This is a genomic window from Paraburkholderia sp. JHI869 (assembly GCF_038900775.1).
In the GTDB taxonomy this organism is placed as follows: Bacteria; Pseudomonadota; Gammaproteobacteria; order Burkholderiales; family Burkholderiaceae; genus Paraburkholderia.
This window is the reverse complement of record NZ_JAYMSC010000045.1, coordinates 32,997-56,891: the sequence shown is the minus strand read 5'-3', so window position 1 is coordinate 56,891 and position 23,895 is coordinate 32,997. Positions and strand designations below refer to the sequence as shown.

Here is a 23,895-nt window from a genome sequence, read left to right as displayed (position 1 = left end):
CCCGCGCGCCACGTTGAGCGCGGCACGGGCAGCGTGTCGAGCATCGTCACGCGCACGAAGTCCGCGCGCAGGCCCGGCACGATCGCGCCGCGATCGTGCAGGCCCGACTTGCGGGCGGGTTCCCACGAGGCGGTGGCGAGCGCGCGCGGCAGCGTCCAGTCGGCTTTCGTCACGAGGTCGAACGCGGCGGTCAGAAGGCTCGACGGCACATAGTCGGACGAGAGGATGTCGAGCAAATCGGCCTGCGCCAGCTCCAGCGCCGAGACGTTGCCCGAGTGCGATCCGCCGCGCACCACGTTCGGCGCGCCCATGATCGTCGCGATGCCGCGCTTTCTCGCTTCCTCGGCGGCCACGCGCGTGGTCGGGAATTCGGCGAGCACGATGCCTTCCGCGGCGGCCTGCTCGACGTGCTCCACGAGCGTGTCGTCGTGGCTCGCGAGCGGGATGCCGCGCGTGCGGCAGCGCTGCACGATTTCGAGGCGGTGCGCGTCGGCGTAGCGCTCCTGCTCGGTGGCCATTTCGGCGAGCATCATGTTCGTCTGCTCGTCGGTCCACTTGCCGTGGCGTTCCTGGAAGCGGCGCCACTGCGCGCGGTCGTGCCACTGGCGCTGACCCGGCGTATGGTCCATCACCGAGGCGAGGCGCAGCAGCGGGTGGCCGCTCAGCGTGTCGAACAGCTCGATCACGTCTTCGGTGGCGATTTCGCAGCGCAAGTGCAGGAAGTGCTCGGCGCGCAGCAGGTTGCGCTCGGAAAAACGCTGGAGCGCGTTGGCGCTCGCGAGCTGCACGTCGCGGCCGCGCACGCCCACGGCGAGACGCGTGCCGATGGCGAGCGCGTCGAATACCGTGGTGATGCCAGCGGCGGCGATCTGCGCGTCGTGAATGACGAACGCGGCGTCGGTGTTCCAGTGCACGCCGGGGCGCGGCGCGAGGTGCTTTTCCAGGTTGTCGGTGTGCAGTTCGACGAGACCGGGCAGCAGGAAGTCGCCTTCCCAGTCTTCGGCTTCGGGCGCGGCGCTCGAGCCGCGCGAGATGTCGCGGATCTTGCCGTCTTCCACGCTTAGCGTGCCGGTGAAAACTTCGTCTCGCGTTACGATGCGAGCGTTCTTGATCAACATCGTCAAGCTCCGTTGTCAGATATCGGTTTGCGCCGTTCAGGCGGTATTCAGGCCGCCGCAGTGAGCGGCGCTTGCGCTCGCGGTGCGGTGAGTTCGAGTACGCGGGTGGCGACGCGCTCGCGCGTGTCTTCGTCGTGGAATACGCCGACGATCGCCGCACCGCGCTCGCGCGCTTCGCCAATCAGGCTCGCGACGACTTCGCGGTTTTCCGCGTCGAGCGAGGCCGTGGGTTCGTCGAGCAGCAGCACGCGGTGCTGCGCGATCAAGCCACGCGCGATGTTCACGCGCTGCTGCTCGCCGCCCGAAAACGTGGCGGGCGCGAGCGGCCACAGGCGCTGCGGCACATTCAGGCGCGCAAGCAGAGTTTGCGCGCGCTCGCGGGCTTCGTCTTCTTCCACGCCGCGCGAGACGAGCGGCGCAGCCACGATATCGAGCGCGCTCACGCGCGGAATCACGCGCAGAAACTGGCTCACGTAGCCCACTACGTTGCGGCGCAGCCGCAGGATGTCGTGAGGCGCGGCACCCGTGATCTCCAGATGTTCGAGCGGCGCGCCTTCGTCGCGGATCGCGATCGAGCCGCCGCTCGCGAGATAGTTGCCGTACAGGCAGCGCAAAAACGTGCTCTTGCCCGCGCCCGAGGGCCCGACCAGCACGATGCATTCGCCGCGCTCGACGTCGAGCGAAACGCCCGCGAGCGCTTCGATGCCGATGCCGCCCTGGCCGTGGAGCGTGAAGGTCTTGCGCACGTCTTCGGCGCGCAGCATGAGCGCGGGGCGTTCGATGAACGCGCGCGTGCCATGCGGCGCGTGCTGCGCAATGGCCGATGATGAAGTGAAAGTCATGTCGATCATCCTAGACCGGCAGCACGGATGCCACCAGCGTCTGCGTATAGGGATGTTGCGGGTCGTCGAGCACCTGATCGGTCAGGCCCGATTCGACCACCGTGCCGCCTTGCATCACCATCAAGCGATGCGCGAGCAGGCGCGCCACGCCAATGTCGTGCGTGACGATCAGCACCGAAAGATGCAGCGTGCTAGTGAGCGTGCGCAGCAGGTCGAGCAGGCGTGCCTGCACGGACACGTCGAGACCCGCCGTAGGCTCGTCCATGAAGACGAGGCGTGGCCCCGTGACGAGATTGCGCGCAATTTGCAGACGCTGCTGCATGCCGCCCGAAAACGCCGAGGGCAATTCGTCGATGCGCTGGGCGTCCAGCTCCACGCGCTGCATCCACTGCTGCGCCGTGCTGCGGATCTGCCCGTAATGGCGCGCACCCACGGCCATCAACGGCTCGCCGATATTGGCGCCAGCGGACACGCCCACACGCAGCCCGTCGCGCGGATTCTGCTGCACGAAGCCCCATTCGGTGCGCGCGAGCAGGCGCCGGCGCGGCTCGGAAAGCGTGCGCAGGTCGAGCGTTTCGCCGTTCGCGTTCGTGTAATGCAGCGTGCCCGAGTCGGACCCGGTGCGCAGCGCGAGCGTGTTGAGCAGCGTGGTCTTGCCCGAGCCCGATTCGCCGACGATGCACAGCACCTCGCCCGGATACAGGTCGAAGCTCACGTCGCGGCAGCCGTTGCGGCCGCCGTACTGCTTCGTGAGCGATCTTGCGCTGAGCAGCGGCGTCATGCTTTTTCTCCTGCTTTGTTCATTGCGTGCGCATCGATCTGCTCGCGCCGGTCGTGGCAATAGTCGCTGTCCGAGCACACGAACATGCGCTTGCCCGCGTCGTCGACGATCATCTCGTCGAGGAAGCTCTCGCGCGAGCCGCACAGCGCGCATGCGTGTTCCCAGCGCTGCACTTCGAACGGATGGTCGTCGAAATCGAGGCTCTTGACCGGCGTGTACGGCGGTATCGCGTAGATGCGGCGCTCGCGCCCGGCGCCGAACAACTGCAGCGCGGCGTTCATATGGAGCTTGGGGTTGTCGAACTTCGGAATCGGCGAAGGCGACGTGAGATAGCGGCCGTTCACCGTCACCGGGTAGTCGTAGGTTGTGGCGATGCTGCCGTGCTGCACGATGTCCTCATAAAGCTTCACGCTGATGAGGCCATAGTCGGCCAGCGCGTGCAGCTTCTTGCATTCGGCCACGCGCGGTTCCAACCGGAACAGCGGCTCGGGCATCGGCACCTGGTACACGAGGATCTGCTTGTCCGTGAGCGGCGTTTCGGGAATGCGGTGACGCGTCTGGACGATCGACGCCTCGCTCGTACGGCGCGTGGTGGCCACACCCGTCGTGCGCGCGAAAAAGCGGCGGATATTCACGGCGTTCGTGGTGTCGTCCGAGCCCTGGTCGATCACCTTGAGCGTGTCCTTCGCGCCGATGATCGCTGCCGTCACCTGAATGCCGCCCGTGCCCCAGCCATACGGCAACGGCATTTCGCGCGAGGCGAACGGCACCTGGTAGCCCGGCACGGCCACGGCCTTGAGCAGCGCGCGGCGCAGCATGCGCTTGGTCTGCTCGTCGAGGTACGCGAAGTTGTAGCCCGAGACGGCCTGCGTTTCATGCGACGCGACTTCGGCTGCGGTGGATTGCAAGGTATCGGGCGCGTTCATGCCGCCTCCTTGTCGGTTGTGCCCGCATCGGCGCCGGCATCGGTGCCGCTTTCGTGCTGCGCGCGCAGCTTGCGCACGAGTTCCAGTTCGGCCTGGAAGTCCACGTAGTGCGGCAGCTTTAGGTGTTGAACGAAGCCCGAGGCTTCCACGTTGTCGCTGTGCGAGAGCATGAATTCGATGTCCTGAGTCGGCGAGGCGATCGTCTCGCCCAGCTCCTCGGCACGCAGCGCGCGATCCACGAGCGCCATCGCCATGGCCTTGCGCTCCGCATGCCCGAACGCGAGACCGTAGCCTTGCGTGAATTGCGGCGGCACGTCTTTCGCGCCCGCGAACTGGTTGATCATCTGGCACTCGGTCAAGTCGATTTCGCCGATTTCCACGGCCTCGCCGAGTTCGTCCAGCACCATTTCTACGCACACCGAACCAAAGCGGATCTCGCCCGCGAACGGATGCGAATGCGCATAGCCGCGCTGCGTGGCATAGCCCATCGCGAGCAGGAAGCCCTCGTCGCCGCGTGCGAGATTTTGCAGGCGCACGGTGCGGTCGGCGGGGAACGCAAGCGGCTCGCGCGAGAGGTCGCCGGGCTCGCGCGCTTGCGCCGAACGCGTTTCCTGCTCGATCAGGCCTTCCATGTCGAGCAGCGAGACCACGCGTGGCATCGCTTCTTCGGGCGGGGCTGCGTGCTGCGCGCGGGGCGCGGCGCTCGCGGCATCGTCGCCTTCGGCGAGCAGCGCGAAGTCGAGCAGGCGCTGCGTGTAGTCGTAGGTCGCGCCGAGCACCTGGCCGCCGGGCACGTCCTTGAAGGTGGCCGAAATGCGGCGCTCCACCACCATGTTTTCCGTTTCGACCGGCTGCGTGTAGCCAAAACGCGGCAGCGTAGTGCGATAGGCGCGCAGCAAAAAGATCGCTTCGACGAGATCGCCTGCGGCCTGTTTGATCGCGAGCGCGGCCAGTTCTTCGTCGTAGACCGAACCTTCGGCCATCACGCGCGCAACGGCAAGGCGCATCTGTTCGCGGATCTGCACGACGCTCAGCTCGGGCACGCGCGTATCGCCGCGGCGCGCCTCGTCGAGCAGGCGCCATGACGCTTCGATCGCGCGCTCCCCTCCTTTGACGGCGACGTACATCAGTGCATCTCCACGAGAGTGGTGCGCGGCAGGCCCATCAGGCGGTCGCCGCACACGAGATAGAAGTCGATGCCGCACGGGAAGTGCGGCGCGAGGGCGGCGCGTTCGCGCCAGAAGCGCTCGGGCAGGCCGACGGGCGCGATGCTGCAGGTCGTTTCGATGCCGGGGCCGCGCAGCGTGAGCGGCGCGCCGCCGGTGAGCGAATCGACGCGCACGAACACGGTGGCCGACTGCTCCGGCGACTCGGGCGTGCCGCTCGCGAAGGCTTCGAGCGGCGGCAGCGCAGAGGCGTCGTGCACGTAGGCGAATGCGGCTTCGCGCGCTTGCTGTGCAAGCGGCGCGCCTGCGTGAAAGCGCAGTGCGGCTGCGAGCGCGGCGTCGCTCTGGGCGAGCCAAACGGGCGTGGCGTAGTCTGCGAGCGCGAGCAGCGAGGCGAACGCGGCGAGGCCGGCGCGCGCGGGGGGCGCATCCGCCGCGGTGGCCGCCGGCAGCGGCGTTTCAATTACGCCGGTCGTGCCGGGGCGCGCGAGCGCGTCGAGCAGCGTGCGGAACACGGTCTGCGTGTCGTGAACCGGATCGCCGAAACCGGGCGCGAGCGCCGCGAGCAAATCGGGCGTCATGGCATTGCGTTCGTTGCTCATGCGTCACCTCGAACCATCGTGAAGAACTCGACCCGCGTGCTGGCGGCGTCGGCGCGGCGGGCATCGCGTTGTGCGGCGAGACGTGCGGCAAGCGGCGCGATCAAGCGTGCGTGCAACTGGTCGTGGCGCGCGGGCAATTGCAGCAGTGCATCGGCGAGCGCAGCCAGCTCGGCGCGGCGCTTGTCGCGGCCCAGATGGCAGGCCACGCCGACCGGGCCGGGCTGGTTGGCATCCGCGCCGCTCGTGCCCTCGGCGCCCTCAGTGCCCGAGGTGCGCAGGCGCAGCGTGGCGCGCGTGACGGTGGCTTCGCCCAGGTTGAAGGCGTCGCCGGTGCCGCCAATGCGCCCGCGCACCATGGCAAGCCCGGTTTGAGGCGGACGCAGCCAGTCGAAAGCGGGCTCAGGCGCGCCGGCGAGCGCAACGCTGAGCGCCGCTTCAAGCTCGGGGCGCGGGGTATGCGCGAGAACGGCCATCCATGCGCGCCGGGTGGCCGATGCGGAGGACGGGGTGGAGGAAGCGTTCATCGGAGTTCCTGTGTCGTGAACGGGTGAGAACGGACGTGGCAACTGCGCCTCTCGAACAGTCTCGATTGAACCATCTATTCATCTAAACGTCTAGACGTTTAGTGGTACAGTCATCTCAAGCGGGCGCAATGGAGGTTTTCATATTTCCATCACGCCCTGCGCACTACAATGCACAAAACGCTATTGGAACCGAGAGGAATGACAGCACCATGACATCGAACGACGAGGCGCCCGCCAGCCTGCTTGAGCGCGGTGCGGGGGTGGCGGTGTGGCGGCAGATCGAGCAGATCCTCGCGGCGGAGATCGCTGCGAAGGGCTTTGGCGAGGACGGCCGGCTGCCTAGCGAGGGCGAGCTTGCGCGCCGTTTCGACGTGAACCGCCACACGGTGCGGCGCGCGATGCTGGGTCTCGCGGCGCTGGGCCTCGTGAGCGTGGAGCAGGGGCGCGGCACCTTCGTGCAGCCCGGCGCGATCGATTACACCATCGGCAAGCGCACGCGCTTTACCGAGAACCTGAAGCGCCATCAGCATGCGGCGGCGGGAAAGCTGCTCGCCTCGTCGCGCGGCAAGGCGGACCCCACGGTCGCCAAGGCGCTCGGCCTGCGCGCGGGCGCGCTCGTGTACCGGCTCGAAACGCTGCACGAGTCGGACGGCGTGCCGCTCACTTATGCGCGCAGCTGGTATCCCGCCGCGCGCTTCGCCGATCTGCCCGTCGTCATGGAGCGCGTCGACAGCACCTCGAAGGCGCTCGCCGAATACGGCGTGACCGACTACCTGCGCAAATGGAGCCGTATCGGCAGCGTGCTGCCCGAGGCCGAGGTGGCGCGCCGCCTGAACATCAACCGGCAGCAGCCGGTGCTGTGGGTGGAAAACGTCGACGTCGATCTCGAAGGCGTGCCGATCAAGTACGGCATCACGCACTTCGCCGCCGACCGCGTGCAGCTGATGGTGGAGCACGACATATGAGCGTGCTGCACGACGACTGGAACGAAGCCACGCGCTTCGCGCTTTACTATGCGCCGCCGCGCGATTCGGTGTGGTGGCAGGCGGGCTGCGCATGGCTTGGCCGCGATCCGGAGACGGGCGGCACCCTCGCGCCGCCGACGTGGTTCGCGGGCCTGCCGCAGCCGCTCGAAACGCTCACGGTCGCGCCACGCCGCTATGGCTGGCACGGCACCCTCGTGCCGCCGTTCCGTCTTGCGCAGGGCGTTTCGCCTGCTGCGTTTCTTGCCGCCGCGCAGCGGTGGGCGCAGGAGCAGGCGCGCTTCGAAGCCAGCGTCGAAGCGGCGCTGCTCGGCCGTTTCGTGGCGCTGCGCCCAGCCGACGATGCCGGCGAAACCGCGCTGCGCGAACTGGCTGCCAACGCACTGCGCGCGCTCGGTTCGCTGCGCGCCCCGCAAACGCGCGCCGAACTCGCGAAGCGGCTGGACGCGCCGCTCACGCCGCGCCAGCGCGCTTACGTCGAGGAGTGGGGCTACCCGTACGTGTTCGAAGAATTCCGCTTTCACATGACGCTATCCGATTCGCTGAACGACGCGCAAACGTGCGCGCAACTCGTCGATGCCTGGAATGCCCGGATGCGCGACGCAAACCCTCTGCCGGTGGACGGCGCGGCGCTCTTCGTCGAGCCCGAGCCGGGCGCCCCGTTCGCGCTGTGGCGCCGCCTGCCGTTCGCGGAGGGTCGTGCATGAAGGGCGGCCTGATCTACGTAATGGGGCCTTCGGGCGCGGGCAAGGACACGCTGCTGCGTTACGCGCGCGAGCGCCTGTCTGGCGACGACGTCGTGTTCGCGCATCGCTACATCACGCGCGAAGACAGCGGCGGCGAGAACCACGTCGCGCTTACCGAAGCCGAATTCGAGGCGCGTTCGGAGCGCGGTCTCTTCGCATTGCAGTGGCGCAGCCACGCGCTGCGCTACGGCGTGGGCGTGGAGATCGACCAATGGATTGCGCTGGGCTGCACCGTCGTGGTGAACGGTTCGCGCGCCTACGCGGGCGAGGCGTTCGAGCGCTACCCGCGCATGACGCTCGTGCACATCGAAGCCGCGCAGCACGTGCTCGCCGCGCGCCTCGCTTCGCGTGCGCGCGAAACGCCCGAACAGGTTGCGTTGCGTCTTGCGCGGCGCGCGCCGTTCGAGGTGCCGCGGGGCGCGGCGTTCGCGCGCATCGACAACTCGGGGCACCTGGAGGAAGCGGGCGACGCGTTCATCAAGCTCGTGCGGCAGGTGGAGGCTGGGTAGCCAGCGCCGCCGCTTAACAGCCGCTTAAGGGCTCGAACCGGCGGGGGGATTTTTGGTTGGGCGCGGTTGCCGTGAGAAGATGCAGGCGACCCGAGAACTCAACGAGAATGCCCTTGGACCGCTTCCAGGAGATGCAGATTTTCACGCGCATCGTCGACCGTCGCAGCTTCACGCAGGCGGCCGAGGATCTGAACCTGCCGCGCGCGACGGTCACCAATTCGATCAAGCGCCTCGAAGCGCGCCTTGGCGTGCGCCTGCTCGAGCGCACCACGCGCCAGGTCAAGCCGACGCTCGATGGCGACGCCTACTACCAGCGCTGCATGCGCCTGCTCGCCGACCTCGAGGAAACCGAGGAGGCGTTTCGCGATACCGATCCGCAGGGGCGGCTGCGCGTGAACATGCAGGGCACGCTCACGCAGTATTTCGTGATGCCGCACCTGCCCGACTTTCTCGCGCGCTATCCGCGCGTCGAGCTCTTCATCGGCTCGGGCGACCACTTCGTCGATCTCGTGCGCGAGGGCGTGGACTGCGTGCTGCGTGCGGGGGAGCTTGCCGACTCCTCGATGATCGCGAGGCGCGTGGCGCTGCTGGAGCAGGTGACCTGCGCGAGCCCCGCGTATCTCGAACGGCACGGCGACCCGGAGTCGATCGAGGCGCTTGCCGGCAGGCAGACGGACAATCCGGGCCGGCTGGGTAGCCCCGGTCATCGGGCAGTCAACTATGTTTCGCCGGCCACAGGGCGCGCGCTTCCGCTCGAATTCTCGACACCCGAGGGCGTCGCCCGCGTGACGCTGCCGGGCCCGGTGGCCGTGAACGGCGCGGAACTCTACACGGCGGGCGCGCTAGCGGGGCTCGGCATCGTGCAGGTGCCGCGCTACCGCGTGCGCGATCTGCTTGCCAACGGCGAACTGTGCGTCGTGCTGCCCGCCCATCCGCCGCCGCCTTTGCCGGTTTCGGTGCTGTATCCGCAGAATCGCCAGTTGTCGCTGCGCGTGCGCGCGTTCGCCGACTGGCTCGTGCAGGTGTTTGCCGACGTTGCCTGAAGCGCGTTGAGCGCGCCGGGGCGGCTTGCTCAGGTGCGCCGCGCGACCATGCCGGAGACGCGCGCCGCGGCTTGCTGAAGCGGGTCGAGGAAGGTCTTCACCATCTGTTTGGCCGAGGTGCGCTGCGCGTTGCCGCTGATGTTCATCGCGGCGATCACGCGGCCCTGCCGGTTGCGGATAGGCGCGGAGATCGAGATGAGCCCGCCTTCCAGTTCCTGATCGACGATCGCCCAGCCCTGCTGGCGCACCTGACCAATGATCTTCTTGAGCTCGCCGACGTCGGTGACCGTGCGCGACGTATGCGCGTAGAGCGGCGAGGAGCCGAGCGCTTCGTCTAGCGCGGCGTCGTCGAGCGAGGCGAGCAGCACGCGCCCCATCGAGGTGCAGTACGCGGGCAGGCGGCTGCCGATCGAGAGGTTGATCGTCATGATCTTGTGCGTGGGCACGCGCAGCACGTAGACGATCTCGGTGCGGTCGAGCACGGCCGCCGAGCAGCTCTCGTGCACTTCCTGCGACAACGCTTCCATCACCGGCTCGGCGAGATTCCAGAACGGCATCGAGGTGAGGTACGCGAAGCCGAGGTCGAGAATGCGCGGCGTGAGGCGAAAGAGCCGCCCCTCCGCTTCGACATAGCCGAGCGTCTGCAGCGTGAGCAGAATGCGGCGCGCACCGGCGCGCGTGAGGCCCGTGGCGGCGGCGACGTCGGTGAGGGTCTGCTCGGGATGCTCGGCGTTGAACGCGCGGATCACCGAAAGCCCGCGCGCGAACGACTGCACATAGGAGTCGCCCGGCTTTTCGGGGATCTCCTGCTGGTCGGCGGAGCGGTCTGGCGAGGCACTGGAAGCAGAATTCATGGGCGTGGCGTTCGATGTTGCGGCGGCGCTTGAAGAACCTATCAAGATAACGCAAGCGATCGGTTTCGCCAACAAGCGGGCGAGGCAAGGGGACCGCAAGACTTCGGAGCAGGGCGCACAGGTGAACATCGATCGTGCGCCAAGGCGTGTCATGCGTCAAATGCGCACGCCACGTCATTTAATGTTTGGCAATTTGATTGTGGTCAATTTTTAACGGCCCAAAAGAATTGACGCCGCAGTCGATTATAAAAATCGCAATATCGGATCGGCTCGCAATTAAAGTGAGACAAAAGGAATGTCTAGATTCGAATGAATTAGCACATCTTCTGACAATTCTCCGGTCACGCCGCGCACGCCTTCGGTCATCCCCTTCGCTTGCTCGCGCGCTGACCATCACGCTGAAACCTGCGAGCAGCAAGCGTTTGCGAGATGAAAGCTATTGGAAAGATAATTGCGGCTTTCCGTCGCGCTTGCCTGGGCGACCTTTGTCCCGCTGGCGAATCCTTAGCAAAGATCAAATTTTGAGATTGGGGCTTTCCGTAGAATCGCGCTGAATACGATACGGGTGCATTTTGCGTGGCGATTTTGCGATGCAGATGTGTTTGGTGTTACGCGTTTTGGTGGACAACGGAAGAACAGGCAAACATGAAAGACAGAAAAGCCTTTAAAAGGTGGTTAATCCCCCTCGGCAGCGGGCTGCTCGTTTCTCTTGCAGGGTGCAGCGGCAATTTTGCCGTGCTGGACCCGAAGGGCAGCGTGGGCGTGGCCGAGAAGTCGCTCATCCTCACGGCCACGTGGGCCATGCTGCTGGTCGTGGTGCCCGTCATCATCCTGACGCTGCTGTTCGCGTGGCGCTACCGGGCCTCCAACCGCAACGCGACCTACGCGCCGAAGTGGGCCCACTCCACGGCGATCGAAGTGGTGGTCTGGGCCATTCCGGCCGCGATCATCCTGTTCCTCGCCATCCTCACGTGGCGCACCTCGCACGAACTCGACCCGTACAAGCCGCTGGAGTCGAGCGTGAAGCCCATCAACGTCGAAGTCGTCGCGCTCGACTGGAAGTGGCTCTTCATCTACCCGGACCTCGGCATTGCCTCGGTGAACCAGCTCGCCGTGCCGGTGGGCACGCCGGTCAACTTCCGCATCACGTCGGACTCGGTGATGAACTCGTTCTTCATCCCGCAGCTCGGCACCCAGGTCTACGCCATGGCGGGCATGCAAACGCGTCTGCACCTGATCGCCGACGAAGCGGGCGATTTCGACGGTCTCTCGTCCAACTACAGCGGCAAGGGTTTCTCGGACATGAAGTTCCGCACGCTCGCCACGAGCCAGCAGGACTTCGACGCGTGGGTGCAAAAGGTGAAGACGTCGTCCACCCAGCTCTCGATGGACGAGTACGCAACGGTTGCGAAGCCGCAGGAGAAGGCGCCGGTGCAGTACTTCTCGACCGTCGACCCGAAGCTCTTCAACAACATCATCGCGAAGTACAACAACGGGCACGTCACGACTTTCGACCCGTCCTGCGTGACCAAGGGGTAAGCAGCATGTTCGGAAAACTCACATTAGAGGCGATCCCGTTCGATCAGCCCATCATCATGGGCGCGGCGGCGTTCATGGCGCTGATCGTCCTCGGCGTGCTCGGTCTCGTCACCGTGACCGGCAAGTGGAAGACCATCTGGACCGAGTGGCTCACGAGCGTGGACCACAAACGCATCGGCGTGATGTACATGATCGTGGCGGTGCTCATGCTCGTGCGCGGCTTCGCCGACGCGGTCATGATGCGCATCCAGCAGGCCATGGCGTTCGATTCGCCCGGCTATCTGCCGCCGCATCACTTCGACCAGATCTTCACGGCGCACGGCGTCATCATGATCTTCTTCATGGCGATGGCGCTCATGGTCGGCTTCTTCAACCTTGTCGTGCCTCTGCAGATCGGCGCGCGCGACGTGGCGTTCCCGTTCCTGAACTCGCTCTCGTTCTGGATGACGGCGATCAGCGCGATCCTCATCAACCTGTCGCTCGTGATCGGTGAATTCGCGAAGGTCGGCTGGCTCGCGTATCCGCCGCTCTCGGAGTTGCAGTTCAGTCCGGACGTGGGGGTGGACTACTACATCTGGGCGGTCCAGCTCTCCGGCGTCGGCACCTTGATTACGGGCGTGAACTTCTTCGTCACGATCATCAAGATGCGCGCGCCTGGCATGACGCTCATGAAGATGCCCGTGTTCACGTGGACGGCGCTGTGCTCGAACGTGCTCATCATGGCCACGTTCCCGATCCTCACGATCGCCGTGGCGCTGCTCGGCCTCGACCGCTATGTCGGCACGCACTTCTTCACGAACGAACTCGGCGGCAACGCCATGCTGTATCTGAACCTGATCTGGGCGTGGGGCCACCCCGAGGTGTACATCCTCGTGCTGCCCGCATTCGGCATCTATTCGGAAGTGATGGCCACGTTCTGCAAGAAGCCGCTGTTCGGCTACAAGACGATGGTCTACGCCTCGTGCGCGATCATGGTGCTGGCGTTCCTCGTGTGGGCGCACCACTTCTTCACGATGGGTTCGGGCGCCGACGTCAACGCGTTCTTCGGTATCGCGACGATGGTCATCGCCATTCCAACCGGCGTGAAGATCTTCAACTGGCTGTTCACGATGTATCGCGGCCGTGTGCACTTCACCGCGCCCGTGCTCTGGACCGTCGGCTTCATGGTGACGTTCTCGATCGCCGGCATGACCGGCGTGATGCTCGCGATTCCGGGTGCGGACTTCGTGCTCCACAACTCGCTCTTCCTGATCGCTCACTTCCACAACGCGATTATCGGCGGCGTGGTGTTCGGCTACCTCGCGGGCCTGCAGTACTGGTTCCCGAAGGTGTTTGGCCTCAAGCCCAGCGAAAAGCTCGGCAAGGCGTCGTTCTGGTGCTGGTTCGTCGGCTTCTATGTGGCGTTCGTGCCGCTCTACGTGCTCGGTTTCATGGGCGCAACGCGTCGCACCAACCACTATGACGTGCCCGAATGGCATCCGTACTTCATCGTTGCCGCCATTGGCGCGGCGATCATCGCGCTCGGCATCGTGTTCCAGGTCCTGCTGTGGGTGATGGCCTTCGTGAACCGCAACAAGGCCGAATGCAAGGACGTGAACGGCGATCCGTGGGACGGCCGCACGCTCGAATGGGCAACGTCGTCGCCGCCGGCTGTCTATAACTTCGCGGTCATTCCGCACGTGGACGACATCGACGCCTTCGCGCACATGAAGGAAACAGGCCGCGCGCCCGGCCTCGCGGCGAAGTACACGGACATCCATATGCCGTCCAACACGGCGGCGGGCTTCATCATCGGCATCTTCAGCCTCGTGCTGGGCTTTGCAGCGGTGTGGCACATCACGTGGCTTGCGGTGCTCGGCTTCGTCGGCGTGGTGCTGACGGTCATCCTCAAGAGTTTCGGCAACAACGACGGTTATTACATTCCGGCCGCGAAGGTCCGCGAGATCGAAGAACGGCGCTTTGGCACCGGCGCGGTCGTGGCCAAGCGTGACCTGGTCGCCGAGGAGGCAGTCTGATGTTACAGAAAACCAATGCGGCAACCCTTGCCGAACTCGATCACCACGATCACCCGCAGTCGCACTCGGTATTCGGTTTCTGGGTCTACCTGATGACCGACTGCCTGCTGTTCGCGGCGCTGTTCGCCACGTTTGGCGTGCTGGGCCACCAGTTTGCCGGCGGCCCCACGGGCAAGGACCTGTTCGACATTCCGGGCGTGGCGCTCGAAACGGCCGTACTGCTGCTTTCGAGCATCACATACGGCTTCGCGATGCTCGGCGCGCACCAGCGCAAGAACGGCATGGTGCTCGGCTGGCTCGCCGTCACCTTCATTCTGGGTGCGTCGTTCCTCGTGCTCGAACTGCGCGAGTTCTCGCATCTGATCGCAGAAGGCGCCGGCCCGCAGCGCAGCGCTTTCCTTTCGTCGTTCTTCACGCTGGTCGCCACGCACGGTCTGCACGTGTTCTTCGGCCTGCTGTGGATGCTCGTGATGATGATCCAGGTGGTTCGCGCACGGCAGCTGGGCGAGCAGGAAATCCGCCGCCTCACGTGCCTGAGCCTTTTCTGGCACTTTCTCGACGTGGTGTGGATCTGCGTGTTTTCTTTTGTCTATCTGGGGAGCGTGCTCTAAATGGCTCAATCTCATGCAGAGTCGCACGGCAGCCTCGGCAGCTATGTGGCAGGGTTCATTCTTTCGGTGCTGCTTACCGCGGGCGCATTCGGCGTTGTCTTGCACGGCGCGCTCGATGCCACCACGGCAATCATCGTGATCGCGGTGCTCGCATTCGTGCAGGTGATCGTGCACCTCGTGTTTTTCCTGCATCTGAACACATCGCCGGGGCAGGGCTGGAACGTGCTGTCGCTCGCGTACACGGTGCTGGCCGCCGCGTTCCTGATCTTCGGCACGATCTGGGTCATGCACAACGTCGGCATGCTCATGATGTCGCGTTAAGCGTTTGCTTTACTGGCTGGCGCCTCGCGCCCGCCTGAACTTGCAGACGAGTTTGCAAAGCCGCACGGGCACCTGTCCTGTGCGGCTTTTTCGCTTTTGGCGCTCGGTCCGCGTGCTTGACACCCGTCACGGGACACGCCTATTATGGCCGTCAAATTGTTCGATTAACGATCATCAGTTCGTCAGTCGAACAAATCGCACGAGGACGTGCGCGTTCGATCACCCATTTTCGCCCGCGCAGTCCGTCAATCTCAATCATCTTTGCATGGGATCGCACCTGGTGCCTGCGATCGAAAGGAGACTCACATGACGGAAGCATTCATCTGCGACGCGGTTCGCACGCCTATCGGCCGCTACGCGGGCGCCTTGGCCCAGGTTCGCGCCGACGACCTCGGCGCGGTCCCGCTCAAGGCGCTCATGGAGCGCAACAAGGACGTGGACTGGACGGCGATCGACGACGTCATCTACGGCTGTGCGAACCAGGCAGGCGAGGACAACCGCAACGTCGCGCGCATGTCGTCGCTGCTGGCGGGCCTCCCCCAGGCCGTGCCGGGCTCGACGGTGAACCGTCTGTGCGGCTCCGGCATGGACGCCGTGGGCATCGCCGCGCGCGCGCTCAAGTCCGGCGAGACCGGGCTGATGATTGCGGGTGGCGTGGAAAGCATGAGCCGCGCGCCGTTCGTCATGGGCAAGGCGGCGAGCGCCTTTTCGCGCGACGCCGCGATCTATGACACGACGATTGGCTGGCGCTTCGTCAATCCGCTGATGAAGCAGCAATACGGTGTCGATTCGATGCCGGAAACGGGCGAAAACGTCGCCGTCGATTACAACGTGAGCCGTGCCGATCAAGACGCGTTTGCGGTTCGCAGCCAGCAGAAGGCGGCTCGCGCACAGGCGGACGGCACGCTCGCGCAGGAGATCGTCGCGGTGACGATTGCGCAGAAGAAGGGCGATCCGATTGTTTTCTCGCGTGACGAGCATCCGCGTGAGACCAGCCTCGAAGCGCTCGCGAAGCTCAAGGGCGTCGTGCGCCCGGATGGCTCGGTGACGGCCGGCAATGCTTCGGGTGTGAACGATGGCGCGTGTGCGCTGCTGCTCGCCAATGAGGAAAACGCGAAGCGCTTCGGGCTCGTGCCGCGTGCGCGCGTGCTGGGTATCGCAACGGCTGGCGTCGCGCCGCGCGTGATGGGTATTGGCCCGGCGCCCGCTACGCAGAAGCTGCTTGCGCGTCTGAACATGACCATCGACCAGTTCGATGTTATCGAGTTGAACGAAGCGTTTGCTTCGCAAGGGCTCGCGGTGCTGCGCATGCTCGGCGTTGCCGACGACGATCCTCGTGTCAATCCTAACGGCGGGGCGATTGCGCTTGGCCATCCGCTCGGGATGAGCGGCGCGCGCCTCGTGACGACCGCGACGTATCAGCTGCATCGCACGCAAGGGCGCTTTGCGCTTTGCACGATGTGTATCGGCGTGGGGCAGGGGATTGCGATCGCTATCGAGCGCGTCTGATTGTTGGCTGCTCTGAATTGAAAAAGCCGCGGATCGATTTGATCCGCGGCTTTTAGTTTTGCTGCGCGCTTGGGTCTAGCCTTGCGACGCTGCGGGTCAGGTAGGGTCGCCCGCGTGCGGCTGCGACGGCAGCGCCGAACGGTCCGCCGCCCGCGCAAGACCCTTGTCGCGGTCGGCCGAGATGTGACTGTTCGTTTCGCTCAAGCCGCGTTCGCTCATATGGCTTGCCGACCTGCCGTCCGCATGCAGACTATGGCTGTGCGCGTGGTGACCCGCGCGGTCACCCGCTCGGGCGAGTCCCTTGTCCCGGTCCGCCGAAACATGGCTGTTCGTGTGGCTGAAGCCGGCACGGCTCATATGGCCCAGCGACATCCCGTCCGTGTGGCCAGCGCTCGCATGGCCCACGCCCGCACCCAGCGCGGCGCCGTTGCCGTTCCCTCCGCCGTTGCCGCCTCCGTTACCACCGCCGCCACCGCCACCATGGGCGTAAGCAGAAACCGAAGCGCAAGCCAGCAAGCAGGCCGCCGTTGCGATGATCGTTCGTGCTTTTCTCATTCTCGTCTCCCTAAGACTCTCGACGCGTCGATTCTATGAGCAGCGCCGAGCGCAAGGTGGGCCCCATGTGTAATCGTCTGTAAGTGCTGTATCGAGTCTGTCGGTGTGGCCCGTTATTGCGGCCGCGCGACGACATAGGTGTACGGAGGTGTACGGAGTGCAAACTTTCAAAAAACTTTCTGCAACTTCCCCTCGCATCCTGATTACGCAGCCGCTCGCGCGGCGTACTTCGCCCAGTGGATCGAGGGCATTCTCGCGGGCTTTGCCCTTCTCTTTCCTGTCTATCTGCTCGGCGGCACGGCCGCGGGCGATGTGAAACTCCTGATGCTCGTCGGCGCCTGGGTCGGACCCGAGGCCACGTTGTCCGTCGCGATCATGACCTTCCTCTTCGGCGGCCGGGCCCTCGCACTGGTTCTCGTGCGCGGACGGCTTTCCAGGCTGCTCGCCCATCGACACGCAACCAGCGAGGCGCCGCACGGCATGTTGCCGAACGACGCAATTTGATTAGGATGTCGACATGAAAAACAGGCGCACTCTTTCCATGCTTACCGGCTTTGCTGCGGCGCTGTTCGCATCGCGATGGCTGATTTGGACCTCATCGGGGACAGCGGTGCGCGTTACCGTCGCTGCCGACGACATCAATCTCGGTCAGCCGCTCAATGAAGCGATGGTTCGCACCATCAACTGGCCGAGGGACAGCGTCCCGCCCAGCGCGTTCGCGGCTCCTGGCGATCGAGGTCGAGCGCTCCAATTCCCGATGAACGGTCGTCGCATGATTCCAAAGTGCGAAAAAAGTATTTCGCGCTACGCAACAATTTCGCGATTCGTTTCAACGCGCAATCACACAGGAGTTTGAGTCGCTGCAAACTACTTGGTAATTAGCGGTATTAGTTGGCGATAACTTGACCCGCTTCCGGCCAGGTAGCGTCCTCGTTTTAAAAGCCGCGCGTAGAATCGGCCGCACTTCGGCGCCACGCCGATGCAAATTCAGCAACCGATTCAAAGCATCTTAACGAGGAGAATGTGAATGACGAAGGCAGCGATACTGGTGGCGGCATGGGTGGTGGGCGTCGGCATTTCGCAGGCGGCGCTTGCACAAAACGACGCGCCTGCGTCGGCGCCGCAGGGTCAAAGTGCGCTTGCCAGCGCGGCGCAAGAAATCATTGCCAACGCGCCGCCCGTGCATATCCAGGCGAAGATCGTCGGCATCGATCGCGCAGCGCGCGTCGTCACACTGCGCGGCCCGCGCGGCAATGATGCCGATATCGCGCTCAGCCAGCAGGTCAGCAACTTCGACCAACTCAACGTGGGCGACACCGTCGACGTGCTCTACAAGAACGCGCTGCTCGTGACGGCCGAAAAGGTAACGGGCAAGGACAAGGGTATTCGCAAGCGCGTGGATACCAATGTGTATCTGCCCGCATCGTCGGGCTACGACGCCGCGCGCCAGGTCGAAGTCCAGGCCACGGTGCAGCATATCAACGCGAAGAAGCGCGAAGTGACGCTGCGCGGCGCGTATCAGACTGTCACGCTCCAGGCTACGCCCGATGTCGACCTCAAGACCTTGAAGGTTGGCGACACCATCCACGCTGTGTTCGTCTCCGCTTATGCAACGCAGGTGACGCCGGTCGGCGCCACGCAGTAAGCAAAAAAAAGCCGGCGCGTTGCGGTGCGCCGGCTTTTTACGTTCCGAACGGGCGCCTGAAAAGGCGCCCGTTTTTCGTCTGGTCGTTACATGCCTGCCATGCACATGTACTTGATCACTACGTAGTCGTCCACGCCGTAGTGCGAGCCTTCGCGGCCGAGGCCCGACTGCTTCACGCCGCCAAACGGCGCCACCTCGTTTGAGATCAGACCGGTGTTGATGCCCACCATGCCGTATTCGAGCGCTTCCGCTACACGCCACACGCGGCCGATGTCGCGGCTGTAGAAGTAGGCGGCGAGACCGAACTCTGTGTCGTTCGCCATCCTGATCACTTCCTCATCCGACGAGAAGCGGAACAGCGGCGCGAGCGGACCGAAGGTTTCGTCGCGTGCAACCTTCATCGCGGGCGTGACGCCCGTGAGGATGGTCGGCTCGAAAAAGCCGTGGCCGAGCGCGTGACGCTTGCCGCCGGTGGTCACCTGAGCGCCTTTCGCGAGCGCATCTTCGATATGCGATTCCACCTTCAGCACGGCCGCTTCGTTGATGAGCGGGCCTTGCGTCACGCCGGCCTCGGTGCCGAGACCGACCTTGAGCTTTTCAACCGCGTCGCGCAGTTTGGCGGCGAACGCGTCGTACACTGCGTCGTGCACGTAGAAGCGGTTCGTGCACACGCAGGTCTGGCCGCTGTTGCGATACTTCGAGGCGATGGCGCCGGCCACGGCTGCGTCGAGATCGGCGTCTTCGAACACGATGAACGGCGCGTTGCCGCCGAGTTCGAGCGAGACCTTCTTGACCGTCGAGGCGCACTGGCTCATGAGCAGGCGGCCCACCGGGGTCGAGCCTGTGAACGAGAGCTTGCGCACGGTCGGGTTGCTCGTGAGTTCGCCGCCAATCGCCTTCGGGTCGCCCGTCACGACGCTGAATACGCCGCGCGGCACGCCCGCACGCTCGGCCAGCACGGCCAGCGCGAGCGCCGAGAACGGCGTGGCTTCGGCGGGCTTGAGCACGATCGGGCAGCCTGCCGCGAGCGCGGGGCCGACCTTGCGCGTGATCATCGCAGCGGGGAAATTCCACGGCGTGATCGCGGCGCACACGCCCACGGGTTCCTTCGTCACGACGATGCGCTTGTCATTGGCGGGCGTGGGGATCGTGTCGCCGTAAATGCGCTTGCCTTCTTCCGCGAACCATTCGAGGAACGACGCAGCGTAGCCGATCTCGCCTTTCGCCTCGGCGAGCGGCTTGCCTTGCTCCGTGGTGAGGATGAGCGCGAGGTCGTCGGCGTTTTCCATCATCAGGTCGTGCCACTTGCGCAGGATGACGCTGCGTTCCTTCGCGGTCTTCGCGCGCCACGCGGGCCATGCAGCATTCGCGGCGGCGATCGCGCGGCGCGTTTCGGCGGCGCCCATGCGCGGTACCGTGCCGATCAGTGCGCCGGTGGCGGGGTTCTTCACTTCGAACGTGGCGCCGTCTTCGGCGCCTTGCCATTCGCCGTTGATGAAGGCGTTGGTCTGCAGCAGCGATGCGTCTTTCAGGTTCATGCTGGAACTCCGGACTGACTTCAATTCGTTTAGAAAAACGAACGGCACAGCGGCAAGCGCCGGTGTGCCGTTACGTGGTGGGCTCGCTGCACGCGAGCCCGAATGGTGTGAAGGCTTACGCCGGCACGCCCACGGCTTCCTTGATCGACTCTTCGAGGATCGCGAGCGCTTCGTCGAATACGGCGTCCTGGATCGTCAGCGGGAACAGGAAGCGCACGACGTTCGAATACACGCCACACACGAGCAGCAGCAGGCCGCGATTGAGCGCTGCCGTTTGTACGCGCTTGGTGAAGTCGGCGTCGGCTTCGTTCGTGCCGGGCTTGCAGAACTCCACGGCGTTCATCGCGCCGGGGCCGCGCACGTCGACGATTTGCGGCACGTCGGCCTTCATTGCGTTGAGCTTGGCCTTGATCTTGTCGCCGAGCTTCGTGGCGCGCTCGCAGAGCTTCTCTTCTTCGATGATCTCGATCACCGCGTGCGCCGACGCCACGGCGAGCGGGTTACCGGCGTACGTTCCGCCGAGGCCGCCGGGCGCTGCCGCGTCCATGACTTCCGCGCGGCCCACCACGCCCGAGAGGGGCATGCCGCCTGCGAGGCTCTTGGCGATCGTCATGAGGTCAGGCGTGACGTCGTAGTGTTCCATCGCGAACAGCTTGCCGGTGCGCGCGAAACCCGTTTGCACTTCGTCGGCGATCAGCAGGATGCCGTGCGTGTCGCAGATCTTGCGCAGGCCGCGCACGAAGTCGGCGGGCGCCTGGTAGAAGCCGCCTTCGCCCTGCACCGGTTCGAAGATGATCGCGGCGACGCGCTTCGGATCGATGTCGGCTTTGAACAGCATGTCGATGTGCTTGAGCGAGTCAGCCGTGCTGATGCCGTGGACCGAGTTCGGATACGGAGCGTGGTACACGTCGGCCGGGAACGGGCCGAATGCGAGCTTGTACGGGGCGACCTTGCCCGTGAGCGCCATGCCCATCATCGTGCGGCCGTGGAAGCCGCCCGCGAAGGCGATCACGCCCGGACGGCCCGTGTGGGCGCGAGCGATCTTGACGGCGTTTTCGACGGCTTCGGCGCCCGTGGTGAAGAAGGCTGCCTTCTTGGCGAAGCTGCCCGGCGCGCGCTGGGCGATCTTTTCGGCGAGCGACACGTACGACTCGTACGGCACGATCTGGTAGGCGGTGTGCGTGAACTGGTCGAGCTGCGCCTTGATTGCGGCGACGATCTTCGGATGACGGTGGCCCGTGTTGCACACGGCGATACCGGCGGCGAAGTCGATGAAGCGGCGGCCTTCCACGTCCCACAACTCGGCGTTCTCGGCGCGCTCGGCGTAGAAGTCGCACATCACGCCCACGCCGCGCGGGGTAATAGCGTTCTTGCGGCTTTGCAGATCGGCGTTCTTGCTCACGTTCATCTCCTGTGGAATCGGTGTCAGTTCTGAGATTGGTTGGCGGACCAGCGAGTAGTCCATGTCGCGACTATACTCACGTTTGGCTCTAAATTTCAGAGCCATTCAGTGCAATCTTTAGGAGCCAATTTCGATGCGTGCGAGTGTTCTCTCTGATTGGCTGGCCCAACGGCTCGACCGCGGAAGCGCCCAGCCGGTGTACCGGCAACTGCACAAGCTGCTGCAGCAGGCGATCCTGTCGCGCGAACTGCCGGCGGGGGCGCGGGTGCCGTCGTCGCGGCTGCTGGCGGCGGAACTCGGCATTGCGCGCAATACGGTGACGCAGGTCTACGAACAATTGGTGCTCGAAGGCTATGTCACGTCTGCAACGGGGCGGGGCACATTCGTGGCGGATACGTCGCCCGATGAGATCGTGGGAGCGACCGAAATTGGCTCTACGCAAGTGCGGAAAAACGTCGAGTTGCCAGGAGCCGTGCAGAGTGCTGGCGGAGTTGCAACTAACCGCCAGGACGTGCAGGGCGCGGAGACGCTAGCCGCCACCGCCACCGCCACGCACCCGCAGCGCCCCATGGCGCGCGCACTCTCGGCACGCGGCACGCGCCTGATTACCAGCGCGGGCGTATCCAAGCGCCAGGGCGGCGCGTTCATGCCCGGCGTGCCCGACGTTTCGCGCTTCCCCGCACGCGTCTGGACGCGTCTGCACAACAAGTACTGGCGCAGCCTCCGCCCCGACCTGCTGACCTACGCGCCCGGCGGCGGCCTGGCGCTCCTGCGTCACGTGCTTGCCGACTATCTGCGCACCTCGCGCTCGGTGCGCTGCTCGCCGGAGCAGATCATCATCACGACGGGCATTCACCAGTCCATCGACCTGGCCGTGCGTCTGCTCTCCGACCCCGGCGACACCATCTGGACCGAAGACCCGTGCTACTGGGGCGTGCGCAGCGTGCTGCACGTCTCGGGCCTCAACACGCGGCCAATCGCGGTGGACAGCGAAGGCCTCAACCCGTCGCCCGCCGACTTCGCCGCACCGCCGCCGCGGCTCATGCTCGTCACGCCTTCGCACCAGTACCCGCTCGGCATGGTGATGAGCCTCGCGCGCCGCCGCATGTTGCTCGAGTACGCGCGCCAGCATCAGTGCTGGATCATCGAGGACGACTACGACAGCGAGTTCCGTTACGGCAGCCGTCCGCTCGCGTCGTTGCAGGGGCTCGATACGGCAGGGCAGGTGATCTACGTGGGGAGCTTCGGCAAGACGCTGTTTCCGGGTCTGCGCGTGGGTTATCTCGTCGCGCCGGAAGCGCTCGCGGAAAGCTTTGCGACCGCGAGCGCGGAGCTGTACCGAGAGGGGCAATTGCTGCAGCAGGCCGTGCTCGCGGAGTTCATCGCCGAAGGGCATTTCACCTCGCATATCCGCAAGATGCGCGCGCTCTACGGCCAGCGCCGCCAGGTGCTGCTCGATGTGGTTTCTCGCCGCTATGGTGACGCGCTGCCCGCCATGGGCGGCGACGCGGGCCTGCACGTTGTGATGCAACTGCCTGAAGGCAGCGACGACCGCGCCGTGGCCGAAGCCGCGCTCGCGCGCAATATCGTGGTGCGGCCGCTTTCGGGGTATTACTCGTCGCGCGAGCGCGCGAACCCGGGCTTGTTGATCGGCTATGCGTGCGTACCGGATGAGGAGATCGCGCCCGCGTTTGAAACGCTTGCGGAGGCGATCGATACGACGTTGCCGGCGTTCGTATAGCGACAACAGGCCAATCACAGCCGAATCAACACCGCCCCACAAGTCACCAACGCACACGCCACCACACGCCGCGCCGTGAGCTTCTCATTCATAAACAGCCAGCCGATCAGCACAGCGAAGATCGACGACAGCTCGCGCAGCGCGGAAACCATCGCGATAGGCAAATAACGAAACGCCTCGATCACGAGGCAATACGCCGTGAGCGCGAGCACCCCCGCAAGCATGCCGCGCGCGACGGCGGACGTCGACGTGAACATCTTCGCCACGCCGCCGCGCAGCTTGCAGACCACGAGAAACTGCGGGACGTTCCAGAGCAGATACACCCACATGATGTAGCTGATGCCGTTGCCAGCGAGGCGCGCGCCGAGACCGTCGACGATCGAATACATCGCGATGAATAGGCCCGTGAGCAGCGCATACGGCACGCTCTCGCCCGAAAAGCGCATGCCGCGCCGGAACGCGAGCGACATGATGCCGAGCGAAACGAGCACGACGCCCGTGGCCGCTAGCGCATGCAGTTCTTCGTGCGCGAACACGAGGGCGCCGCCAAACACGAGCATGGGCGAAAGCCCGCGCGCGATGGGGTAGATCTGCCCGAAGTCGCCGCTGCGGTAGGCGCGGATCAGCGTGAAGCAGTACACGAATTCCAGCACGACCGAAGCCGCGATATACGGCCAGCTCGCCTGCGCGGGCAGCGGCAGCACGCACACGGCGATCGCGCTCACAACGATGTACGGCACCGAGAACATGCCGAGCAGCCAGAGGCGGTCGCCCGAGAGATGGAGGAAGGCGTTCCAGCTCGCGTGCATGAGTGCCGAGAGCAGGACCAGCAAGACGACGAAACTGGCCATCGGGATTACGAATGGTTTGTTAGAGGCGCGGGCCGTTGCGGCCGCAATCGTGTGATTATTCCAGCGAACGCGTG

At 65.1% G+C, this 23,895-nt stretch carries 26 protein-coding genes; 14 read left to right on the top strand and 12 right to left on the bottom strand.

What is annotated here, in order from left to right; all coding sequences use genetic code 11:
* The 7 genes from VSR72_RS40225 to phnG all read right to left on the bottom strand — a co-directional run.
* Positions 1-1,118: alpha-D-ribose 1-methylphosphonate 5-triphosphate diphosphatase (locus VSR72_RS40225; protein ID WP_342957762.1), on the bottom strand; the 1,118-nt coding region annotated here is incomplete at its 3' end.
* Between the two features lie 47 nt (positions 1,119-1,165).
* A complete protein-coding gene (gene phnL, locus VSR72_RS40220) occupies positions 1,166-1,882 on the bottom strand; it encodes a phosphonate C-P lyase system protein PhnL (protein WP_342957764.1) in 717 nt (238 codons plus the stop codon).
* A gap of 88 nt (positions 1,883-1,970) precedes the next feature.
* The gene (gene phnK, locus VSR72_RS40215; protein WP_342957761.1) at positions 1,971-2,741 is read right to left on the bottom strand and encodes a phosphonate C-P lyase system protein PhnK; all 771 of its coding nucleotides are present in this window, start codon (positions 2,739-2,741) and stop codon (positions 1,971-1,973) included.
* Positions 2,738-3,667, bottom strand: coding sequence for an alpha-D-ribose 1-methylphosphonate 5-phosphate C-P-lyase PhnJ (locus VSR72_RS40210; RefSeq protein ID WP_342957760.1), 930 nt, complete (start codon positions 3,665-3,667; stop codon positions 2,738-2,740). The genes phnK and VSR72_RS40210 overlap by 4 nt, the downstream gene beginning before the upstream one ends.
* Positions 3,664-4,794: a carbon-phosphorus lyase complex subunit PhnI gene (locus tag VSR72_RS40205; protein WP_342957759.1), complete on the bottom strand. Its 1,131-nt coding sequence runs from the start codon at positions 4,792-4,794 to the stop codon at positions 3,664-3,666. The genes VSR72_RS40210 and VSR72_RS40205 overlap by 4 nt, the downstream gene beginning before the upstream one ends.
* Positions 4,794-5,435, bottom strand: a complete 642-nt coding sequence (phnH, locus tag VSR72_RS40200) for a phosphonate C-P lyase system protein PhnH (RefSeq protein ID WP_342957758.1) — start codon at positions 5,433-5,435, stop codon at positions 4,794-4,796. Before phnH ends, VSR72_RS40205 begins: the two co-directional genes overlap by 1 nt.
* Positions 5,432-5,959, bottom strand: a complete 528-nt coding sequence (phnG, locus tag VSR72_RS40195) for a phosphonate C-P lyase system protein PhnG (RefSeq protein ID WP_342957757.1) — start codon at positions 5,957-5,959, stop codon at positions 5,432-5,434. Before phnG ends, phnH begins: the two co-directional genes overlap by 4 nt.
* 209 nt (positions 5,960-6,168) lie before the next feature.
* On the opposite strand from phnG, the gene phnF reads away from it, so the two are divergent.
* From phnF to VSR72_RS40175, 4 genes are all read left to right on the top strand, one after another.
* The gene (gene phnF / locus VSR72_RS40190; protein ID WP_342957756.1) at positions 6,169-6,924 is read left to right on the top strand and encodes a phosphonate metabolism transcriptional regulator PhnF; all 756 of its coding nucleotides are present in this window, start codon (positions 6,169-6,171) and stop codon (positions 6,922-6,924) included.
* On the top strand, positions 6,921-7,649 hold the full coding sequence (locus tag VSR72_RS40185; protein ID WP_342957755.1) for a DUF1045 domain-containing protein: 729 nt from the start codon (positions 6,921-6,923) through the stop codon (positions 7,647-7,649). The genes phnF and VSR72_RS40185 overlap by 4 nt, the downstream gene beginning before the upstream one ends.
* Positions 7,646-8,197 (top strand): phosphonate metabolism protein/1,5-bisphosphokinase (PRPP-forming) PhnN, encoded by a 552-nt coding sequence (phnN, locus tag VSR72_RS40180; RefSeq protein ID WP_342957754.1) that lies wholly within the window; start codon positions 7,646-7,648, stop codon positions 8,195-8,197. The genes VSR72_RS40185 and phnN overlap by 4 nt, the downstream gene beginning before the upstream one ends.
* A gap of 113 nt (positions 8,198-8,310) precedes the next feature.
* Positions 8,311-9,240, top strand: a complete 930-nt coding sequence (locus VSR72_RS40175) for a LysR substrate-binding domain-containing protein (protein ID WP_342957753.1) — start codon at positions 8,311-8,313, stop codon at positions 9,238-9,240.
* A 29-nt stretch (positions 9,241-9,269) separates the two neighbouring features.
* Here VSR72_RS40175 and VSR72_RS40170 read toward each other — a convergent pair whose 3' ends face one another.
* The gene (locus VSR72_RS40170) at positions 9,270-10,094 is read right to left on the bottom strand and encodes an IclR family transcriptional regulator (protein ID WP_342957752.1); all 825 of its coding nucleotides are present in this window, start codon (positions 10,092-10,094) and stop codon (positions 9,270-9,272) included.
* Here VSR72_RS40170 and VSR72_RS40165 point away from each other — a divergent pair.
* The 6 genes from VSR72_RS40165 (at position 10,093) to pcaF (ending at position 16,089) form a co-directional block, all read left to right on the top strand.
* Positions 10,093-10,308, top strand: a complete 216-nt coding sequence (locus VSR72_RS40165; protein ID WP_342957751.1) for a hypothetical protein — start codon at positions 10,093-10,095, stop codon at positions 10,306-10,308. The genes VSR72_RS40170 and VSR72_RS40165 overlap by 2 nt on opposite strands.
* Positions 10,309-10,739: 431 nt before the next feature.
* The gene (gene cyoA / locus VSR72_RS40160; RefSeq protein ID WP_342957750.1) at positions 10,740-11,633 is read left to right on the top strand and encodes a ubiquinol oxidase subunit II; all 894 of its coding nucleotides are present in this window, start codon (positions 10,740-10,742) and stop codon (positions 11,631-11,633) included.
* A gap of 5 nt (positions 11,634-11,638) precedes the next feature.
* Positions 11,639-13,648, top strand: a complete 2,010-nt coding sequence (cyoB, locus tag VSR72_RS40155; protein WP_342957749.1) for a cytochrome o ubiquinol oxidase subunit I — start codon at positions 11,639-11,641, stop codon at positions 13,646-13,648.
* Entirely contained in the window at positions 13,648-14,259 is a 612-nt protein-coding gene (gene cyoC, locus VSR72_RS40150) for a cytochrome o ubiquinol oxidase subunit III (RefSeq protein ID WP_342957748.1), read from the top strand. The genes cyoB and cyoC overlap by 1 nt, the downstream gene beginning before the upstream one ends.
* The gene (cyoD, locus tag VSR72_RS40145) at positions 14,260-14,580 is read left to right on the top strand and encodes a cytochrome o ubiquinol oxidase subunit IV (protein WP_342957747.1); all 321 of its coding nucleotides are present in this window, start codon (positions 14,260-14,262) and stop codon (positions 14,578-14,580) included.
* Between the two features lie 306 nt (positions 14,581-14,886).
* A complete protein-coding gene (pcaF, locus tag VSR72_RS40140; RefSeq protein WP_324153557.1) occupies positions 14,887-16,089 on the top strand; it encodes a 3-oxoadipyl-CoA thiolase in 1,203 nt (400 codons plus the stop codon).
* A 96-nt stretch (positions 16,090-16,185) separates the two neighbouring features.
* On the opposite strand, the gene VSR72_RS40135 is transcribed toward pcaF, so the two are convergent.
* A complete protein-coding gene (locus VSR72_RS40135) occupies positions 16,186-16,644 on the bottom strand; it encodes a hypothetical protein (RefSeq protein WP_342957746.1) in 459 nt (152 codons plus the stop codon).
* A gap of 138 nt (positions 16,645-16,782) precedes the next feature.
* On the opposite strand from VSR72_RS40135, the gene VSR72_RS40130 reads away from it, so the two are divergent.
* From VSR72_RS40130 to VSR72_RS40120, 3 genes are all read left to right on the top strand, one after another.
* The gene (locus VSR72_RS40130) at positions 16,783-17,148 is read left to right on the top strand and encodes an A24 family peptidase (RefSeq protein WP_342957745.1); all 366 of its coding nucleotides are present in this window, start codon (positions 16,783-16,785) and stop codon (positions 17,146-17,148) included.
* A 13-nt stretch (positions 17,149-17,161) separates the two neighbouring features.
* Positions 17,162-17,500, top strand: a complete 339-nt coding sequence (locus VSR72_RS40125; RefSeq protein WP_342957744.1) for an SAF domain-containing protein — start codon at positions 17,162-17,164, stop codon at positions 17,498-17,500.
* 171 nt (positions 17,501-17,671) lie between these two features.
* Entirely contained in the window at positions 17,672-18,289 is a 618-nt protein-coding gene (locus VSR72_RS40120; protein WP_342957743.1) for a hypothetical protein, read from the top strand.
* Positions 18,290-18,375: 86 nt separating this feature from the next.
* Here the strand turns inward: VSR72_RS40120 and gabD are convergent, their stop codons facing one another.
* Positions 18,376-19,827 (bottom strand): NADP-dependent succinate-semialdehyde dehydrogenase, encoded by a 1,452-nt coding sequence (gabD, locus tag VSR72_RS40115; protein WP_342957742.1) that lies wholly within the window; start codon positions 19,825-19,827, stop codon positions 18,376-18,378.
* A 115-nt stretch (positions 19,828-19,942) separates the two neighbouring features.
* Positions 19,943-21,235 carry a 4-aminobutyrate--2-oxoglutarate transaminase gene (gabT, locus tag VSR72_RS40110; RefSeq protein WP_342957741.1) on the bottom strand — a complete coding sequence of 431 codons (1,293 nt, stop codon included), beginning with the start codon at positions 21,233-21,235 and terminating at the stop codon, positions 19,943-19,945.
* Positions 21,236-21,362: 127 nt separating this feature from the next.
* Between gabT and VSR72_RS40105 the strand changes: the two genes are divergently transcribed.
* A complete protein-coding gene (locus VSR72_RS40105) occupies positions 21,363-22,970 on the top strand; it encodes a PLP-dependent aminotransferase family protein (protein WP_342957740.1) in 1,608 nt (535 codons plus the stop codon).
* A gap of 14 nt (positions 22,971-22,984) precedes the next feature.
* Here VSR72_RS40105 and VSR72_RS40100 read toward each other — a convergent pair whose 3' ends face one another.
* Positions 22,985-23,821 carry an EamA family transporter gene (locus VSR72_RS40100; protein WP_342957739.1) on the bottom strand — a complete coding sequence of 279 codons (837 nt, stop codon included), beginning with the start codon at positions 23,819-23,821 and terminating at the stop codon, positions 22,985-22,987.
* Between the last annotated feature and the right edge of the window lie 74 nt (positions 23,822-23,895).

What these genes read in the sequence shown, in the direction of transcription:
- VSR72_RS40100 (WP_342957739.1), bottom strand. Translation starts at nt 23,821, where the DNA reads ATGGCCAGTTTCGTCGTCTTGCTGGTCCTGCTCTCGGCACTCATGCAC.
- pcaF (WP_324153557.1), top strand. Translation starts at nt 14,887, where the DNA reads ATGACGGAAGCATTCATCTGCGACGCGGTTCGCACGCCTATCGGCCGC.
- VSR72_RS40205 (WP_342957759.1), bottom strand. Translation starts at nt 4,794, where the DNA reads ATGTACGTCGCCGTCAAAGGAGGGGAGCGCGCGATCGAAGCGTCATGG.
- phnH (WP_342957758.1), bottom strand. Translation starts at nt 5,435, where the DNA reads ATGAGCAACGAACGCAATGCCATGACGCCCGATTTGCTCGCGGCGCTC.
- cyoA (WP_342957750.1), top strand. Translation starts at nt 10,740, where the DNA reads ATGAAAGACAGAAAAGCCTTTAAAAGGTGGTTAATCCCCCTCGGCAGC.
- VSR72_RS40120 (WP_342957743.1), top strand. Translation starts at nt 17,672, where the DNA reads ATGACGAAGGCAGCGATACTGGTGGCGGCATGGGTGGTGGGCGTCGGC.
- phnF (WP_342957756.1), top strand. Translation starts at nt 6,169, where the DNA reads ATGACATCGAACGACGAGGCGCCCGCCAGCCTGCTTGAGCGCGGTGCG.
- cyoC (WP_342957748.1), top strand. Translation starts at nt 13,648, where the DNA reads ATGTTACAGAAAACCAATGCGGCAACCCTTGCCGAACTCGATCACCAC.
- VSR72_RS40165 (WP_342957751.1), top strand. Translation starts at nt 10,093, where the DNA reads ATGGGCGTGGCGTTCGATGTTGCGGCGGCGCTTGAAGAACCTATCAAG.
- VSR72_RS40135 (WP_342957746.1), bottom strand. Translation starts at nt 16,644, where the DNA reads ATGAGAAAAGCACGAACGATCATCGCAACGGCGGCCTGCTTGCTGGCT.
- phnN (WP_342957754.1), top strand. Translation starts at nt 7,646, where the DNA reads ATGAAGGGCGGCCTGATCTACGTAATGGGGCCTTCGGGCGCGGGCAAG.
- gabT (WP_342957741.1), bottom strand. Translation starts at nt 21,235, where the DNA reads ATGAACGTGAGCAAGAACGCCGATCTGCAAAGCCGCAAGAACGCTATT.
- VSR72_RS40170 (WP_342957752.1), bottom strand. Translation starts at nt 10,094, where the DNA reads ATGAATTCTGCTTCCAGTGCCTCGCCAGACCGCTCCGCCGACCAGCAG.
- phnL (WP_342957764.1), bottom strand. Translation starts at nt 1,882, where the DNA reads ATGCTGCGCGCCGAAGACGTGCGCAAGACCTTCACGCTCCACGGCCAG.
- VSR72_RS40105 (WP_342957740.1), top strand. Translation starts at nt 21,363, where the DNA reads ATGCGTGCGAGTGTTCTCTCTGATTGGCTGGCCCAACGGCTCGACCGC.
- phnG (WP_342957757.1), bottom strand. Translation starts at nt 5,959, where the DNA reads ATGAACGCTTCCTCCACCCCGTCCTCCGCATCGGCCACCCGGCGCGCA.
- phnK (WP_342957761.1), bottom strand. Translation starts at nt 2,741, where the DNA reads ATGACGCCGCTGCTCAGCGCAAGATCGCTCACGAAGCAGTACGGCGGC.
- VSR72_RS40185 (WP_342957755.1), top strand. Translation starts at nt 6,921, where the DNA reads ATGAGCGTGCTGCACGACGACTGGAACGAAGCCACGCGCTTCGCGCTT.
- gabD (WP_342957742.1), bottom strand. Translation starts at nt 19,827, where the DNA reads ATGAACCTGAAAGACGCATCGCTGCTGCAGACCAACGCCTTCATCAAC.
- cyoD (WP_342957747.1), top strand. Translation starts at nt 14,260, where the DNA reads ATGGCTCAATCTCATGCAGAGTCGCACGGCAGCCTCGGCAGCTATGTG.
- VSR72_RS40125 (WP_342957744.1), top strand. Translation starts at nt 17,162, where the DNA reads ATGAAAAACAGGCGCACTCTTTCCATGCTTACCGGCTTTGCTGCGGCG.
- VSR72_RS40210 (WP_342957760.1), bottom strand. Translation starts at nt 3,667, where the DNA reads ATGAACGCGCCCGATACCTTGCAATCCACCGCAGCCGAAGTCGCGTCG.
- cyoB (WP_342957749.1), top strand. Translation starts at nt 11,639, where the DNA reads ATGTTCGGAAAACTCACATTAGAGGCGATCCCGTTCGATCAGCCCATC.